The organism is Georgenia sp. M64, from assembly GCF_038049925.1.
Classification (GTDB): domain Bacteria; phylum Actinomycetota; class Actinomycetes; order Actinomycetales; family Actinomycetaceae; genus Georgenia.
In genome coordinates, this window is record NZ_CP145809.1 from 2,876,481 (window position 1) to 2,893,509 (window position 17,029).

General features: G+C 68.3%; 16 protein-coding genes. 1 reads left to right on the plus strand and 15 read right to left on the minus strand.

What is annotated here, in order from left to right:
* Positions 1-790: 790 nt before the first annotated feature.
* From AAEM63_RS12940 to AAEM63_RS12955, 4 genes are all read right to left on the minus strand, one after another.
* On the minus strand, positions 791-1,804 hold the full coding sequence (locus AAEM63_RS12940) for an ABC transporter permease (RefSeq protein ID WP_341358666.1): 1,014 nt from the start codon (positions 1,802-1,804) through the stop codon (positions 791-793).
* Complete coding sequence (locus AAEM63_RS12945) at positions 1,801-2,763, minus strand: ABC transporter permease (RefSeq protein WP_341358667.1); 963 nt, start codon at positions 2,761-2,763, stop codon at positions 1,801-1,803. The genes AAEM63_RS12940 and AAEM63_RS12945 overlap by 4 nt, the downstream gene beginning before the upstream one ends.
* A 37-nt stretch (positions 2,764-2,800) precedes the next feature.
* On the minus strand, positions 2,801-4,234 hold the full coding sequence (locus AAEM63_RS12950) for a sugar ABC transporter ATP-binding protein (protein WP_341358668.1): 1,434 nt from the start codon (positions 4,232-4,234) through the stop codon (positions 2,801-2,803).
* A 129-nt stretch (positions 4,235-4,363) separates the two neighbouring features.
* Positions 4,364-5,326, minus strand: a complete 963-nt coding sequence (locus AAEM63_RS12955; RefSeq protein WP_341358669.1) for an autoinducer 2 ABC transporter substrate-binding protein — start codon at positions 5,324-5,326, stop codon at positions 4,364-4,366.
* Positions 5,327-5,408: 82 nt separating this feature from the next.
* On the opposite strand from AAEM63_RS12955, the gene AAEM63_RS12960 reads away from it, so the two are divergent.
* A complete protein-coding gene (locus tag AAEM63_RS12960) occupies positions 5,409-6,671 on the plus strand; it encodes an IS110 family transposase (RefSeq protein ID WP_341358670.1) in 1,263 nt (420 codons plus the stop codon).
* Positions 6,672-6,697: 26 nt separating this feature from the next.
* Here the strand turns inward: AAEM63_RS12960 and AAEM63_RS12965 are convergent, their stop codons facing one another.
* The 11 genes from AAEM63_RS12965 to AAEM63_RS13015 all read right to left on the minus strand — a co-directional run bounded on the left by AAEM63_RS12965 (position 6,698) and on the right by AAEM63_RS13015 (position 17,021).
* The gene (locus AAEM63_RS12965; RefSeq protein ID WP_341358671.1) at positions 6,698-6,913 is read right to left on the minus strand and encodes a hypothetical protein; all 216 of its coding nucleotides are present in this window, start codon (positions 6,911-6,913) and stop codon (positions 6,698-6,700) included.
* A gap of 221 nt (positions 6,914-7,134) precedes the next feature.
* On the minus strand, positions 7,135-8,514 hold the full coding sequence (locus AAEM63_RS12970) for a hypothetical protein (protein ID WP_341358672.1): 1,380 nt from the start codon (positions 8,512-8,514) through the stop codon (positions 7,135-7,137).
* A 212-nt stretch (positions 8,515-8,726) separates the two neighbouring features.
* Positions 8,727-9,752 (minus strand): LacI family DNA-binding transcriptional regulator, encoded by a 1,026-nt coding sequence (locus tag AAEM63_RS12975; protein ID WP_341358673.1) that lies wholly within the window; start codon positions 9,750-9,752, stop codon positions 8,727-8,729.
* 168 nt (positions 9,753-9,920) lie between these two features.
* Positions 9,921-11,006 (minus strand): ADP-ribosylglycohydrolase family protein, encoded by a 1,086-nt coding sequence (locus AAEM63_RS12980; RefSeq protein ID WP_341358674.1) that lies wholly within the window; start codon positions 11,004-11,006, stop codon positions 9,921-9,923.
* Positions 11,007-11,030: 24 nt separating this feature from the next.
* Positions 11,031-12,035 (minus strand): carbohydrate kinase family protein, encoded by a 1,005-nt coding sequence (locus AAEM63_RS12985; RefSeq protein WP_341358675.1) that lies wholly within the window; start codon positions 12,033-12,035, stop codon positions 11,031-11,033.
* Positions 12,032-12,871 (minus strand): urease accessory protein UreD, encoded by an 840-nt coding sequence (locus AAEM63_RS12990; RefSeq protein WP_341358676.1) that lies wholly within the window; start codon positions 12,869-12,871, stop codon positions 12,032-12,034. Before AAEM63_RS12990 ends, AAEM63_RS12985 begins: the two co-directional genes overlap by 4 nt.
* 2 nt (positions 12,872-12,873) lie before the next feature.
* Positions 12,874-13,488 (minus strand): urease accessory protein UreG, encoded by a 615-nt coding sequence (gene ureG, locus AAEM63_RS12995; RefSeq protein WP_341358677.1) that lies wholly within the window; start codon positions 13,486-13,488, stop codon positions 12,874-12,876.
* An 8-nt stretch (positions 13,489-13,496) separates the two neighbouring features.
* Positions 13,497-15,170 carry an urease subunit alpha gene (gene ureC, locus AAEM63_RS13000; protein ID WP_341358678.1) on the minus strand — a complete coding sequence of 558 codons (1,674 nt, stop codon included), beginning with the start codon at positions 15,168-15,170 and terminating at the stop codon, positions 13,497-13,499.
* A gap of 19 nt (positions 15,171-15,189) precedes the next feature.
* On the minus strand, positions 15,190-15,897 hold the full coding sequence (gene ureB / locus AAEM63_RS13005; RefSeq protein ID WP_341358679.1) for an urease subunit beta: 708 nt from the start codon (positions 15,895-15,897) through the stop codon (positions 15,190-15,192).
* A 9-nt stretch (positions 15,898-15,906) separates the two neighbouring features.
* Positions 15,907-16,569: an urease accessory UreF family protein gene (locus AAEM63_RS13010; protein WP_341358680.1), complete on the minus strand. Its 663-nt coding sequence runs from the start codon at positions 16,567-16,569 to the stop codon at positions 15,907-15,909.
* A gap of 5 nt (positions 16,570-16,574) precedes the next feature.
* Positions 16,575-17,021, minus strand: coding sequence for a hypothetical protein (locus tag AAEM63_RS13015; protein WP_341358681.1), 447 nt, complete (start codon positions 17,019-17,021; stop codon positions 16,575-16,577).
* Positions 17,022-17,029 lie beyond the last annotated feature (8 nt).

Genomic DNA, 17,029 nt, shown 5'->3' on the forward strand with positions numbered 1-17,029 from the left:
ATCTCCTCGCTGACACCTCCGACTGTAGCCGATCGTTGACGCACTTTCACGGCTGAATCTGGAGGGTAAGTGGAGGGCCATTGAAACGCGAACGTTCAGCCGCGACGCCTCAGGGATGGGAGGGTTGGCGACCGCGCCGAGGCGTCGAGGCCGGTTCATGCGGATGGGCAGTGGCTGGGACATCGCGACGATGACGACGCCAGCTCAACGACTTCCGCACCCGGCCCCTGCAGGACGGTCTCTAAACGTTTGTGGCCACGGACGCCCTCGGCCACCGCGTCACCGCCATCGCATCGGCGAGGGCGAGCATGAAGACGCCGCTACCAACCACCCGACCGCGTCCGCCACCAGGTGGAACGTCCTGCCCACTGCTAGGAGCCTGCCGCCGAGTGCGCCCGCACCGACGACGATCAGGACCGAAGCCATCAGCACGATCGTGGAGTGGCCCCGGGCAAACCAGAGCCCAACCGATGATGACCCCGGGGCCGTCCCGGACGGGTCTCCGCGTTGCTCGTCGACCGCCGCGATGTGGTCGGCGTCGAAGGTGTGGCACATCCCGAAGAGGTACGCACTGACGCCAACCCGATGCCAGCTGCCTTGGCGCTCGTGCCCACCCAACAGCCAGCCGAGCAGATTCAAGCGACCGCGACGAACCAGGCCACAGCCCCGGCTAGCGCCTTGCGCTTCGAGTGCCGGTCACGACCCCGCACCCTCCGTACGCCACTGGCCCGGATCGGACTCGGTTCACTCGCCCCCGGACCAGATCCCGTTGTGCCCGACCCAACGCCGCTCACGCGATTGCGTCCCTCCGTCGCGGCCTCCCCCCCAGCCTCGCGTCACCTAGGCTCGACATGAGCGCCGAAAGGACAAGCAGGGCTCCCAGCACGCCGGCCTGTACCGTCTGCGAGAACCCGGCGAGCTGGAGCCCGGAGTTCAGAACGATGACGAGCAGGACCGCCAGAGCGACGCCGCCCAGCCGTCCTCGTCCACCAAAGATGTGGATCCCGCCCAGCACGGCGATCGTCACCGCCTGCAGCTCGAGGTTCAAGCCGGCCGCGGGGCGTGCTGTGAGGAGCCACGCGTTACTAACGACCGCAGCGACCGCGGCCAGCAGCCCGCTGGTGCAGTAGAGGGACAGGCGGATCCGGCGGACGTCGATCCCCACGAGAGCCGCCGCTTCCTCGTTGTTGCCCACCTGGTAGACCCGCCGGCCGTACCGCGTCCAAGCCAGCACCGCACCGATGACGAGGAAGGCCGGGACGAGGACGAGCAGCACCTGAGTCGGGACCCCGAAGACCGTGCTGTTCCCGAGAAATCGGAAGCCGTCCCTGTCCATCCCACCGACCTGCCCGCCACCCGTCAGAACCATCGCAAGCGAGCCGTAGAGGAATAGCGTGCCCAGTGTTGCGATCAAGGCCGGGATGCCAACGACCGTGACGAGGAGCCCGTTTATTAACCCCAGGAGCACGCCGGCGATCAGTGCCACGAAGGCGGCGAGCCACGGGCTGGCTCCGGCGTCCTGAGCCACGACGCCCATGACCACGCCGCTTAGGCTCAGCGTGGAGCCGACCGACAGGTCGATCCCGCCGCCGCCCCCGAGGATGACCATCGCCTGACCGAGAGCGAGCAGTCCCACAAGAGCGCCGAACTGGGTCATAGAGAGGAGGTTGTCCACACTGAAGAAGTACGGCGACAACGCGCTCATGGCCACCATTGCCACCACAAGGAGGACGGTCAGGACCACCCGGCGATCCGCCATCGAGATACCTCGGGGCCTCGCCCCGAAAATGGATGACACCCTCATACCGCTTCCTTCCTACGCGCGTCGATCAGGCGCCGGGTTAGGACGTCCGTGGCCACCGCCAGGATGAGAGCGGAGCCGACGATTACGCCGCTGAGCAGGGACGGGACGCCCAGCAGCACGATGCCGTTCTGGAGGACGGCGATGAAGGTCAGACCTGTGAGAGTCCGCAGCACGCCACCCGATCCGCCGAGGATGCTCGTGCCGCCCAGCAGGACGGACGCTATGGCGGGTAGCGTCAGATCGTTGCCCGCGTTCGACTGGATAACACCTAGACGCCCCGAGTACACGATCGCAGCGAGCGAGACCAGCACGCCCACGATGATGTACGCGAAGAGCACGGTGCGCTGGACGGGCACGCCCAGCAGCCGTGCACTCTCCGGGTCATTGCCTATCGCGTACAGCCGCCGGCCGAAGACCGTGTTGCGGAGCACCCATGCGAGCACGAGGAACACGCCTACAGTCAGCAGGGTGACTGTCGGAACGGGCCCGATCCGCGAGAGAGGGCCGAGCCCTGGCACTACTGGGCCAGTGAAGAGATCCGTCTTGTCCCACAGGAGGAACAGGACCGTCCGGTAGATTGCCGCGGTGCCAAGCGTCGCGATGATGGCCGCCACCTTGCCGAGCGCGACGATCGAGCCGTTGACGAGCCCGAGGATCGCCCCGAGGAGCACCGCCGCGGGCACGACCACGTACAGCGGCACGCCGCTCGTCGCGAGGCTCACGGCGACCCATGCCACCACACCGACCATGTTGCCCACGGACACGTCGATCCCGCCGACAAGGACCACGAGGGTGACGCCGGCCGCCACGAGCCCGATGTCCGAGGCGTTGACGGCGATATTCGCGAGGTTGTCGGCCGCCGCGAAGCCGGGCGTCGCCAGGCTGAAGAAGACGATCTCGATGACGAGCAGGACAGGCACCAGGCCTTCCCGGACCACCCGGATGACTCGGTCGTCCACCGAGAGGGTGGGGCGCTCCGAGGTACGGTCGAGACGTTCAAGCAACATGCTGCACCCCCACAGCGGCCCTCAGGACCCGCTCCTCGGTCATCTCGTCGCCAGTCAGAGACGCGACGATCCGTCCGCCGCGCATCACGTGGATTCGGTCGGAGACGGCGAGCAGCTCCGGGAGCTCGCTCGAGATCACGAGGATCGCCATGCCCTTCCGGGCGAACTCGATGATTCGGCGCTGAACGTCGACTTTGGTGGCGACGTCGATGCCCCGGGTGGGCTCGTCCAGAATGAGCAGGCTGGGCTGGACCGACAGCTGCCGGGCCAGAATCACCTTCTGTTGGTGCCCGCCGGACAGGGACGTAATCGGTGCGTTCGGACGCGATGTCTTGATGCGCAGACGCTGGATCCAGTCGGCTACTACCTGGCGCTCGCGTCGCGCCCGGATGAAGTCGGCGACGCTCGTGAGGCGTGGCAGCACCGACGCGCTCAGGTTCGTCGCGACGCTCATATACGGGAAGATGCCCTGCGTCTTCCGATCCTCGGGCAGGTAGGCGACGCCGCTTGCGATCGCATGACCCGGTGATCTTGGAAAAAACCGCGAGCCGTTCAAGCTCACGGTCCCGCCGGTCGTCGGCAGCCGACCGAGCAGGCCCATGGCCAGCTCGGAGCGTCCGGCACCGACGAGGCCGTACAGACCCACGGTTTCGCCGGCGCGCACCTCAAGGTCAACGTCCTGCACGAGGCCGCCGACCGAGTAGCCACGCAACTCGAGCACCTGCTCGCCAGGACTCTCCGGCGGGCGGACGACGGAGCTGTCGATCTCCCGGCCCATCATCATCGTGACGATCTCGTCGTGATGGGCGGTCACCGGCAGCTCACCCACTAGGCGGCCGTCCCGCAGGACGATGAGCCGGTCGGCGACCTTGGACAGCTCGTCGAACCGATGTGTGATGTACAGCACACTCACACCCTCGTCGGCGAGGGTCCGCACGACCGCAAAGAGTCTGGACGCCTCGGCATCCGTGAGGATCGACGTAGGCTCATCGAGGATGAGCACCTTCGCCTGAACGTCCACGGCCCGGGCGATCAGGACGAGCTGCTGCTCCGCGAGCCGCAGGTCCCCCATCTGCCGGTCCAGCAGCGACGTCGGGAGCTCGAGCCTGCGGAACAGCTGCTCCGCCTGACGACGCACCTCGCGCCAGCGGAGGACGCCGGTCCGACTCGCAAGTTCACGTCCCACGAACAGGTTCTCCAGGACGCTGAGCCTGGGGAAGTACGACGGCTCCTGGTACACGATGCTCACGCCTGCGGCCAGTGCCTCGGCCGGAGACCTCGGCGCGTACTCGTCCCCGTCGAGCAGCAGGCCGCCGCCGTCGGGCGGGTGAACGCCCGCGATCGCCTTGATGAGGGTCGACTTGCCGGCGCCGTTCTCGCCGAGCACGGCGAGGCGCTCCCCGCCCCTCAGCGAGAACGACACGTCGTCTAGAGCCCTCGTGGCCCCGAAACTCTTGGAGACCCCTCGGACCTCTAGCCGCACCGCAGCCATGGCGCTCCCCCCTTCTCGCGACGGACGGGACGGGACGCTGCGGTCGGGCGGCCAACCGGCTCAGAACTCATAGTCATCCATGTTCTCCTTGTTGAAGACCATGGCCGGCCCGAGGAAGAGCTCACCGGTGGACTCGTCGTAGATCACTGGGTCGTCGATGCCGGGGACGGTGTTCTCGGCCTGGAACTCACGGCCCTCGACGAGCTCGTTCATCGCCCACACGGTCAGCGCGCCGAGGTCGAGCATGTTCCACAGCACCGTCGAGTACACGGTCCCACTCTCAAGGAACTTACGCGCCGTGAGCGGGCTCGTTGCGGCAACGACCTGCACCTCACCGGACTTGCCGGATGTCTCGACGGCCTGGGCGACCCCGGGCAGGGCACTAGACGGGATGGACAGCACGCCGGCGAGGTCAGGAAACGCCGTCAGGACATCCTGTGTCTCCTTCAGGGCGGTCGCGGTGTCAGCGGTGTACCGGACGCCGCCGACCATCTCCAGGCCCGGGTACGTCTCGGCGGCATAGGCATGGATTGCGTCGATCCAGCCGTTCATATTCGGCGAGTCCGGCGCGCCGGAGACGATGGCGTACTCCCCCTCCTCGCTCCCGATCGCCTCCACGAGCTGGTCGACGAGGGCCTTGCCGACCTCATCGAAGCTCGCCGGCTGCACCATGACCTGCCGCTCGCTGTCCGGCGCGTCGCTGTCGGACGTAATGACGACGAGCCCCTTCTCGCGTGCGGCCGAGATGGCGGGGTCGAGGGACCGGGGGTCAAGCGCCGAAACCGAGACGGCGTCGTAGCCCTGCTGCACAAAACTCTCGAAGATGCGCAGTTGCTCTGTCGCGTCGACCGTCGCCGGCCCACCCTGCGTGTAAGTCCTTCTGCTCCCTGGCGTGAGCGCCCTGGCGGGCTGAGAATGGTGCTCCGGTCGCCCGTTGACGTCGTCATCCCATGGCCCCTTGAGACCGTGTGTAAGTCGGGCGCGGGGGCTGTGCTGTGGGCCCTTCACTGTCGCTTCGAGCACGAGGACTAGTTTCCTTCTCCCCTTCAGCTCCCACGGGCGACCGGTTCAGCACGGGTACTGGGAGCCTGGGGAGGTGGCGGCAATGGAGATCGCGGCCGATGAGGACGAGATCATCGAACGAGTCGCGGCGCTCGATATCGGCAAGGCCGAAGTGGTGTGCTGCGTGCGGGTACCAGCCCCGGGTCGGCGCCGCAGGCAAGAGGTGCGCCGGTACTCCACCATGACCGAGCAGCTGCTCGCGCTGGGCGACTGGCTGACTGAGGTCGGCGTGACCCGGGTGGTGATGGAAGCGACGTCGGACTACTGGAAGGCGCCGTTCTACCTGCTCGAGCAGACCGGGATGCAGACATGGCTGGTCAACGCCCGCGATGTCAAGCACCTGCCCGGGCGACCCAAGACCGACAGGCTCGATGCGGTCTGGTTGTGCAAGGTCGCCGAACGCCAGATGCTGCGCCCCTCATTCGTCCCGCCGGTGGAGATCCGTCAGCTGCGTGATCTGACCCGATACCGGGTCGACCTAATCGAGGCACGCACCGCGGAGAAGCAACGCGCCGAGAAGCTCCTCGAGGACGCCCAGATCAAGGTCTCGGTCGTCGTCTCCGACCTCTTCGGAGTCTCCGGGCGGGCGATGATGGCCGCGCTGATCGCCGGCCAGCGCGACCCCGCCGTGCTCGCCGACCTCGCCCGCGGACCGATGCGCCGCAAGACCGCTCAGCTCCAAGAGGCCCTGACCGGGCACTTCACCGACCACCACGCCTTCCTGCTGGCCAAGATGCTCCACCGGGTCCAGACCATTGACGCCGACATCGCCGAGGTCGAGAAGAAGATCGCCGAACACCTGGCCCCGTTCGTCGGCGACACCCTCCAACGGCTGGACGAGATCCCCGGGATCGGGATCGCGGCCGCCTGCGCGCTCATCGCCGAGATTGGCCTGGACATGGCCAGGTTCCCCACCCCAGGACACCTTGTCTCCTGGGCGAAGTTCGCCCCCGGAGTCAACGTCTCCGCCGGGAAGATCGTTGGCACCACCAGAACCGGGCGCGGCAACCGATACCTCGCCCGGGTCCTCGGTGAGATCGCCGTCGCGGTCGGCCGCACCAAGACCTTCCTCGGTGCCCGCTACCGCCGACTGGCACGCCGAATAGGCAAGAAGAAGGCAATCGTCGCGATCGCAAGGTCGATCCTGGTGATCATCTGGCACCTGCTCGCCGATCCAACCACCCGCTTCCGAGACCTCGGCGTCGACTATTACGACACCCACATCAACAACAACCGCCGCGTTCGCAGCCACGTCCGCGACCTTGAATCCCTCGGCTACAAAGTCACCCTCGAACCCGCCGCCTGAACCACCGGCTAGCCACCCGCGCGAAGTCACCACATTCTCGGACTAGTGATGCCCAAGCGGTCCGCCTCGGCAGAGGCCCCCTGATTGAAGGCGTCGAACACGGGGATGCCCTCAATCTGCGAGACGAAGGCGACCCGGACGTCGCTCTCGCCGCCGCCATCGCTCGCGCCCGGCGCCCCGGTCGGCTCCGCCGGTGTCGTCGGAGCGCAGGCGGCCAGACTGAGGGCCAGGAAGGCGGCCACAGGGAAAGCCGCGGTCCGCAAACGCGAGCGCCGGGACGTCGAGTTGGCTGCTCTGCGGAGGAAGTGGGTCGTTGACATGGTGGTCGTGCTCCTTTGCATCAACTGAACTAAATCAACTGGACGGTGTGCGGGGACATGCGGTGGTTTCAGGGGGCGATCGGTCACCCATGCTGGAACCTTGTCTCAGACGCGACCACCTGCGGCCACGCAAAGCGAACTGGTCATGCGGTCAGCGCGCTCGAGCGATCGAGCGCGTAAGGGGCGTGCCAAAGCGGCGTGTTGCTCAGCAGCAGCACAGACGGGTCGAGTTCCAGGCCGATGACCTCCCGGACGTACTCGCGACGCCGCTCGACCCGCTCCTGGGCTTCCGGGTATAGCCCGGCGAACTGGTCTCGCAGGGCTTCATCGGCGAGCGCTAGGCCGTCCTCGATGTTGATGCCCACGTGGGGGCCCTTCGCGGCGGGGATGATGTCGCCCTGCAGGAGCACCCCGCTCGCGAGCTTCGCCGTGTTGCCGGCCTCGAAGGGCGAGTGCAGCCACTCCTCGAACCCGAGCGTATGCCCCGGGTTGAGGGCGAACTCGAAAAGCTCCGGGTCACGCGCGGCGTCGGCCGCCGCGAACACGTCGCCGCCCGTGGCATCGATGCGGACGGCCCCATACCACGCCAGCATCGTGTCGAAGTAGTTCAGCGTCGCCGCCTCGAAAAACGACGCGACGTCGGCATTGAGGTCGGCGGCGGAGCCCGCGATCATGCCGGAGCGGCACGTTAGCGAGCCTCGGAGACCCTGGGCAATCTGGTATGCGTCGCCCTTTTGCGCGCGCTGGTCCGTCGGCGAGGACAGGCCCCGCGCGGTCTTCAGACCGAAGTTGACCATGAAGTGGACCGAATGCGCGATGCCGCCGTCGAAAAGCGACCCGGCCAACTCATCCGCGCGGACTCCGACCCCCAGACCTCGCGTCGCGGCATTCACGCTGGCGCTGTTAAAGGCTGACGCGTACTCCGCCTCCGCGATCTCGTGCACCGTATTGTGGGTGCGGAGCCCGTGCTCGGGGTGCACGAACATGTCCTGCGCGTTGCTGAGGTTCTCCTCGCCGACCAGCGCGCGAAGCGTGTCGACCAGGTACGACGGCACGCCGAACGCCTTCGCGGGGTCCGCGATGAACCCCACGCCGAGGCTCTTGGCGCCGGCGACGCCCGTCCTCACCCCGCGCTCGAGGCCGGCCGACGTCAGAAGGTCGGCGAGCTGGACCGGCTTGTGGCGGAACTGCCCCTGCGGGCTGAACTCCTGATACAGCAGCACGCGGATGCCGAGCTCGGGGTCCGGCGCGTACCCGAGGTTTTCGTTGCCGAGCAAGACAGTCGCGTCACCGGTGCGGAGAAGGATGAAGACGCCTTCCTCGAACCGAGGGTCGACACCGGTGAGGAAGTGCAGGTCCCCAGCGTGCTCCCGGTCGCCGTACACGACTAGAGCCTCGAGCCCGTGCCGCTGCATGGCCTCAATGGCCAGCGAGCGCCGCTCGAGGAAGCGCGTGACGGGCACATAGGGCCTGGTCGTGGGCAGGCCGATGTTCGGCTCTGGAATCTGTGTAATGCGGGCCATGTCGCCTCCAGCGAAGTCGGTGTGCGAGGAACTTAGCAACGCTGCGCTACGTCGTCAACAACGTTGCGCAACAGTGTCTGCTGCAGACGTCGCGACAACGGGTCGCCACGGAATATGACGACTCTTCGCACCAGCCCGGCAGAAGGAGCGCGCCAAGGCGCGATGCGCGGACTCGTTGGTCAGCCCCGTACGGCGGCGCGCCCCGCACCGTGTCACACGACCGAGCGCACGGACTCCCGGATCTGGAGGGTCACCGGGACCTGTACGGTGCGCGGCTCCTCGCCCCGCCCCTCCATGCGCTCCGTCAGCGCGGTGACGGCCGTCTTGGCCATCAGGTCCAGGGGCGTCCGCACAGTGGTGAGCTGCGGCGTGACGTGGCGGGCCTCGGGGATATCGTCGAACCCGACGAGGGAGAAGTCATCCGGGACGGACAGCCCGAGACTGGCCGCTGCGCGCAAGACGCCCAGCGCGATCACGTCGCTCGCCGCGAAGACCGCGGTGCACTGCACCTCCGACGAGAAGACGCGGGACATCGCGGCCACTCCGAACTCCTCGGTGAATGAGCCGAGGAGCGTCACTTGATCATCGGGGTTGATGCCGTGGCGTCGCAGGACGTCGTCGAACCCCCGCTTGCGCTCCTGCGTGGAGCGCAAGCTCGCCGGGCCGCCAAGGAATGCGAAGGACCGGTGCCCTTGGGAGCACAGGAACGTCGTGGCTTGAAACGCCCCCGCGTAGTCGTCGACGAGCACGGCGTCAACAGGCGGCAGCATCCCGATTTCCTCGTCGACCACGACGATCGGAATGCCCTCCCCGATGGCGTGGGCAAGGGCGGCGTTGGTGCGGTAGTTGCCGGCATACAGGATCCCCTTCACCCCGAACTCCTCCATGAGGAACACGTAGTCGAACTGCTTGTGCGGGTTATCCATGGTGCTGGTGACGATGGCAGAGAGACCCTGGGCGTCGGCGGCGCGGACGAGGCTCTCCGCTAGGCGTCCGTAGTAGGAGTTGCCAAGGTGGGGCACGACAATGCCGGTCGTCCTGCGGTTCCCGTTCCTTGGCATGGTCAACGCCCTCGGCAGGAACCCGGTCTCCTCGATGGCGGCGCGTACGCGCGCCTCGGTCTCAGCGGTCAGCTGGAGTTGTCCGGCAAGGTATCGGGAGATCGTCGACACCGACACACCCGCCGTGCTGGCGAGTGCGCGATAACTCACGCGCCTGCCCCCGTCCGCCTGTCCCATGCCGCCCCCTACGCGCCGATCTGCGCGCACTCACGCGCAATATGTTGCGCAACATCATGGCACCTGCCGCGCCTACCGGACTGACGCAGCGCCACAGAAGAAGTCATGTCGGCACGAAGTGCCCAGGGCTCACCCGCCGCGAGGGCCTAACTACCGGGCCCATTCGAGTCAACCGACGGGAAGGTGCGCCACGACGGTCAGGCGACGCGCGAGGTCCGCGAGGTCCACGCCGTTGGCGACTTGGACCTCGGCGTAGCGGTCCCGCGGCACTCCGGCGATGCCGTGCAGGGCGCCGGCAATCGAGCCCGCCATGCAGGCGACCGTGTCAGTGTCGTCGCCCACGTTGGCCCCTGCGACCACGGTCCACCACGGGTCACCACCGGCGGCGACAAACAGTCCGATTGCTGCCGGGACGGCCTCGGCGGCCGGCAGGCCCGCCCCGATGACGTCGGCGATCCGCCGCGTCGCGACGTCCAGCGACGACGCGCTCGCCCCGATCTCGGCGGCGAGCTCGATCCGGCGGGCGACGGACGGACCGGCGACCTCGCGGCCTCGCGTGGCACCGATCGCCGCCCCCCGCTCCGCGGACCACACCGCCGCTCGCACGACGTCGATGATGGTGACACCATCGCACAACGCCACCGACACCGCGCCGGCGACCGCAGCCGCCGCCGAGACGCCGACGCTCGTGAAGTGGCTCGGGCGGCAAGTCGTCGCCGCCTCCTCGACCGCGGCCGCGGGGTCCCCAGGCCAGACGAGGCCAGCGGGTGCCACTCGCATCGACCCGCCGTTGGACGCCCCTTCGGTCGTCTCGACGCCCTGCGCCCCGACTAGTTCAGGGTCCGCACCCCCCTTCAGCGCGGCGATCGCCCGGCGGGTGCTCGGACCTGCAAAGTGAGGAAAGTACTCCGGCTTGCCCGACCACTCGATCAGCATGTCCGCTACAGCACGTGCGGTGATCGTCCCGCCGCCCGCGACTAAGGCCTCCGCAAGCAAGATCATCTGGCTCGAGTCGTCGGTGAACTGCCCCGCCGCGCGGCCCTTCGCGAACGGCGAGTCCTGGGGCGGGGCGTGGAACCGCTCGACCCGGCCGCCGAACCGGGCGCGGATCTGGTCGATGCTGCGCTGCTCCGTCGGGGCGCCGAGGGCGTCACCGATGACGGCCATCGCGAGGGAGCCGTGGATGCGGTCCTCGAGCGCCGCACGTCCGGGCGCCGAACCCGGGACGATCAGGGTGTCAGTGGGGCTGGTCATGACGTTGTACCTCCAGAGGTAAGGTCAGGCTGTGGTCAAGAGGGCACCCCGCGAGCCCACGACGCCGAGGGTGACGGCGGCGGCCTCCGCCGCCCTCGCCATCGTCGGACCGATCGGGTGACCGGCGAGGAGACAGGCCACGAACGTCCCCGCGAACGAGTCGCCCGCGCCCGTGGAATCTACGACGCCTACGGGCCGAGCGGGCTGCCGTAGCGCGCGCCACGCGCCTGTGCCGTCCCCGTGGACGACGAGCGCCCCGCCGGACCCGAGCGTGAGGACGACCAGGCGAGCCCGTCCGGGGACTCCGACGCGGAGCATGTCCGCCGCGGCCAGAGCGGGGTCTTCGAATCCGGTGAGCCCGCGCGCGCCGCCGGCGTTGGTCACGACGATGTCGGCGTCCGTCGCCAGCTGCCGCGCCCGCGCGGTATCGTCCCGGACGAAACTCCCCTCGATGTCGACGCTAGCGAGTGCGCCGTGCAGACGGGCAATGTCGATGAGTTCCGCCGAGAACGAGATGTCGCCTAGGACGTGTAGCAAACGTGTGCCCTGCAACAGGTCGAGCGAAACGTCGGTGCGCCTGGGCAGCGACGCGGGTGTGCGCGCGCCGAGGAGCGCCTTTTCCCCCGTGGCGTCGAGCGCGACCGCGCACCACCACGTGACACCCCCCTGCTCGACGTGGACGTGCCGCGTGTCAACGCCGCGCGCTTCGAGGTCCGCAAGGCACTGACGCCCGAAGGCGTCCGAGCCCACGCGTGAGACGAGGGCGAGCCGGGCGCCGGGAAGGGCGCGGGTGGCCGCGACGGCGAAATTCGCGCCCATGCCACCGCCGAAGACACCGAGGTGCTCGCCGATCGCCTTCTCATCGCGGCCGGGCAGGGCGTCGACCCGCACCATGAGATCGACGCCGGTGTCACCCACGACCACGACGTCATGCTCTCGCGGTGCTGGCAGCGCAGGCAGGAGGTCACTCACGGTGCTGTTCGGGTCGAGGTGGCGACCGGTCGGGACCTGGATCTCCGACGTGCTCATGCGGACCTCCCCACCGCAGCGAGGACCGACGTCCCCCGGGTGGCTGTCGCGGCGGCCGGCTTGGGGGGCCGCGCCAGGGCGGCCCGCATCGCCGCGGCGACGCGCTCGGCCACCTCGCGCAGCTCGCGTCCGCTCGTCGCCGCGATTCGGACGAGGACACCGGCGTCGTTCGGCAGTCGCATCCCGGCGATGTAGCAATCTCTGCCGCCGAACTCAGGCCCCACGATGGGAAGCCGGCACCCGGGCTCGGCGATCGCGACGACTTGGCCGACCGCGATGAAGCGGGCGACCCTGCCCGGCATGCGGTCCCAGGGACCGGTCGAGTTCGTGTCGTGGACGACCAGCTCATCCCCCAGATAGACGCGCAGCTCGCTCGTGTACCGCCGGAACGACCGGCCCGACTCGCCTTGCAGGGCGATCACGGCGTCACCGAGCAGCGCGCGTCCGCCGTCGGACAACCGCACCGTCGTCGTCTGCTCGTAGATCGCTCCGGGGAAGAGGATGCGCGGCTCCGGGACATGGTCGAACACTCCGGCGGCACCCACCAGAACGTCGGTAACCTCAGCCGCGGCTGCGTCACCCGTGGCACGGTGGACGGACGGCGCTCCCTGCGAGCGCAGCATGGCGTGGGCGCCCGCACCGACGACGAACCGCGCCGTCGTCCGGTCACCGCTGTTCAGGGTGCCCGACGCGCTCTGCAGCGTGACGACGGACGCCTCGGGGAATTCCCGCGAGCGGAGTTCCCGGGCCACGAAGAACGGCCAGGAGAACCGCCGGCGGACAAGGCTCGTCCCGCCCGGCAGGGCGGCGAACTCGAGCAGCAGCTGGGAGTCCACGGCTACTGGAACAACACGTTCTCGCACAGGTGGTCCACGACCTCCTGAACGCCCGTCGCGGTGCGGCAAGAGGTCACAACGACCGGCTTCCCGCGGCGCACCTCCAGCGCCTCGCGCTCCATCTGCTCGATGTCGACCCCGACGTACGGGGCGAGGTCGGACTTGTTTATGACGAGCAGGTCACACCGAACCACACCAGGACCACGTTTGCGTGGGATGTCCCCTCCGCCAGCGGTGTCGATGACAAAGAGCCAGTAGTCCACGAGGTCGGCCGAGAACGTCGACGCGAGATTGTCGCCCCCGCTCTCCAGCAGCACGATGTCGGTGTCCGGGTGCTGCGCGAGCATCCGGTCCATCGCGTCGAGATTCAACGTGGGGTCCTCGCGGATGACAGTGTGCGGGCATGCCCCCGCCTCGACGGCGGCGACCCGCTCGGGGTCGATGACGCCCGAGGCCCGCACGCGCCGTGCATCCTCGTCGGTCACGAGGTCATTGGTGATCACCGAGACCGACAGGCCGAGCGCCTGCAAGGCCGGGATCAGACTCTCGACCAAGGCGGTCTTCCCGGACCCCACGGGTCCACCGATGCCCACCCGAGCAGCGGGTAGCACGTTCATCTCTTCTCCTAACGCAGCAGGTAACGGCGGGCGAGCGGGACCTCGGTGACGCCGACCACGTCGATCTGTTCGCCGTCGACCCGGACGGTGAAAGTCCGCGGGTCCACCTCGATGGCCGGGAGCGCGCTGTTGCGAACCATGTCGTGCTTGGTGAGGTGGCGGGTGCTCGTGATGGGGATGACCGGCTTGGCCGTCTCGAGCCGGTCGAGCAGCCCATGCTGCAGCGCCACGCGCGAGACGAAGATCGCCCCCAGGCGCGCGGCCGCGTCACCGAACGCCCCGAAGTTCGGACCCTGGATTACGGGCTCGGACATCGGCAGGCTCCCGTTGGCGTCGCCGAGTGCCGCCCACGCCATGAACCCGCGCTTCAGCACGGCGATCGGCTTGATGCCGAAGGACTCGCGGGGCCAGAGCACGAGGTCGGCAAACTTACCCTCCTCGACCGAGCCCACGTGGTCCGCGATGCCGGCTGCGATCGCCGGGTTGATCGTCAGCTTGGCGACGTAGCGCTTGATCCGCTCGTTGTCGCCGGGCCCAGTCTCCTCCGGGAGGCGACCGCGGCGGTCTTTCATGACGCTCGCAAGCTGCCAGCAGTTGGCAACGTTCTCCGCGAGGCGGCCCATGCCTTGCGTGTCGGTCGCGAAGATCGAAATCGCTCCGATGTCGTGCAGGTGGTCCTCAGCCGCCATCGACTGCGCACGGATCCGCGCTTCCCCGAAGGCGAGGTCCACCGCCGAGTCGAACCGCAGGTTGTGGCCGACCATCGCCATGGGCAATCCCTCCTCAAGAGCCGCGGGCGTGTAGGGGTTCGTCGGGTTGGTGGACGACGGGATCACGTTCGGGTAGGAGCAGACCCGGAGCAGGTCCGGGGCGTGACCCCCGCCTGCTCCCTCGACGTGGTACATGTGGATCGTCCGACCGCTGACGACCCGCATCGTGTCCTCGGCGAAGCCGAATTCGTTGATCGAGTCAGTGTGCAGGTGCACCGAGAAGTCGTGTGCGTCGGCCGCGCGCAACGAGCCGTCGATGACCGAGGGCGCCGCACCGAAGTCCTCGTGCACCTTGACCGACATCGCTCCGCCGGCTACGGAGGCAACTACGGCACGCGGGTCCGAACTTCCCCGGCCGAGGACGCCGAAGTTGACCGGGGTCCCGCTCGTCGACCGAAGGAACATCTCCATCGCGGGCCGGGTGCCGCCACCCGTGTCCAGCACGTGAGCTGGCGACCCGGAGCCGATGAGCGTCGTGGTGCCCCCGGCCATCGCCTGTGCGGCTTGCTCCTGCGACTGAATGTGGGCGTGCGCCTCGATTGCCCCTGCCGTCACGATCAGACCGTCCCCGGCGATGATCGAGGTCGAATTCCCGACGACGAGGCGTGGGTCGACGCCCGGCATGGTCCGGGGGTTGCCCGCGCGCCCCACCGCGACGATGCGCCCGTCCCGGATGCCGATGTCGCCTTTGACGATCCCGATCACGGCGTCAAGGACCGTGGCGCTCGTGATGACGACGTCCAGGCAGCCATCCTCGTAGGTCGCCTCGCCCGCGATGCCCTCACCGTCCCGCAGCGTCTTCCCGCCACCCAGGATGAGCTCGTCACCGCGCGCGGCGTGGTCCTGCTCGATCTCCGCGAACAGGGAGGTGTCCCCAAGCCGGACCAGATCCCCCGTGGTCGGCCCGTACATGGATACATACTGCGTCGACTCAATCGAAGTCACTGCGCACTTCCTTTCCGACGTACCCACGCTCATGAGCGCGGGCCAACGCCTCGCACCGTATGTCCTCGTCGTCCAGCCGGCCCTCCGTCAGGCCGGCGAAGCCCCGCACATCGCGCGTACCCCGCAGGTCGACCAGACCGACGCGCTTGGCCACACCGGGTTCGAAACGCACCCCTGAGCCGGCAGGGACTGCGAGCCGACGGCCGAAGGCCGTCTCACGGTCAAACAGAAGCGCGCGGTTCACCTCGAAGAAGTGCGTGTGACTTCGCACCTGAATGTCGCGGTCTCCGACATTCACGACATCGATCTCGACGACAGGGGCCCCTTCCAGGACGGTGATCTCCTGCGACGCCGAGACCACTTCTCCCGGCACGACGCCCTCGTCCGAGGTCCGCAGGACGGGGTCGAACAGGATGAGCAGTTTGGTGCCCTCGCGCATAGGGAGCTCGATAAGTACCTTCTTCAGCATCGAGCGCACGCCACTCTCCACGTGCTCGTCGGTGAGCAACTGGTAGGCGCGGTCCCGGATCTCGCCATACGCCAGACCCTGCCGCGCCATGGTCATGGCCTCGTCGGTCAGGTACGCAATCGCCTCCGGATGGCTCAGACGGATGCCGAGCCGGAGGTTGCGTCGAGCGAACTCGGCCGCCGAGAAGAGAACGAGGCGGTTGAGCTCGGTGGGTGTGAGGTTCATTGCTCCTCCTTAGGAGGCGAAAAGCCTGGAGTCACGCAGGGCGTGGCGCTCCATGGCCAAGTCATGGATTACGGACCAGGACGTCGGAGCGTTCGGCACTGGGGTCCTGAGCAGGTCCTCGAGGACGTCTACCGTCCCGACCAGCGCTTTTTGCGCCGCGAGGGCGCCCACCTTGCCAAGCCGCACGGCGGCCGACGCGAGGCTGCTCGCACTCGACCAGCCGCTCACGGCACACGCCGAGGCCTCGTCCATGCCGCACTCGCGGAAGACCAGGCCCTGCACCACGGCGAGGTGCCCGTCCGCGCGGCCGTCCTGCACGCGGGCCGCAAAGTCCTCGGTCGCCGGAAACCGCATGCGCGACCACGGACGAAGGAAGGTGCGGCCGGCGCGGGTGCTGGTCTCCCGGACGACGGCACTGACCGTCGCCGCGGTGCAGTACCGGTCGACGCCCACCCGCTCCTCTTGTGTGGCGGCGACGAAGCTCCGCTGGACGAAGTAGCGGTCGAATCCGGCCCAGCGGCCCGTCAGGTACCACGCGAGCACGTCCTCCAGCGGGTCGTCCCCGAGGACCTCGTCCTGGTACAGCTGTTCAAGGCCCCACGAGAAGGCGAACGACCCGGAGGGCAGTGCGCTGTCGGAGTGCAGGAGCGCGGCGAGGAAGCCCTTGTCCACGGGGCTCATAGCTCCGCGACCTCGATCTGCCCGGAGTCCAGGAACGTGGTGATGCGTGTGAGGTACTCGTCGGCGGGAGCGTCGAGGAGTACGACCAAGCGGTCGCCCTCGGTCCGCACCCGCCAGTGGAGGTGGCCGGCGTGCCACCCGAGCTGGATGCCACCGGCCACGTCCGTGGCGCGCAGCACGAGAGTCTCGGGCGCGCCGCGGTGCAGGACGACGGCACGGTCCGGCTCCAGGAGGAGCACGAGCCCGTCGATGTCGTTGGGATCCTGGTCGAGAACAATACCGAACTCGGTGCCCCTGTCACTCGTCGCCCGGAACCGCCGCCGCCCGACCAGGGGCTCGGGCAGGTAAATCCGCTCGACGCGATTCGCATGCTCAAGGCGGTGGAGCTCGTCAGCGAGAGCCCCGTCGAACTCGCGCCCGACAGAGCCGGTAATCGTCTCCATGCATTCCT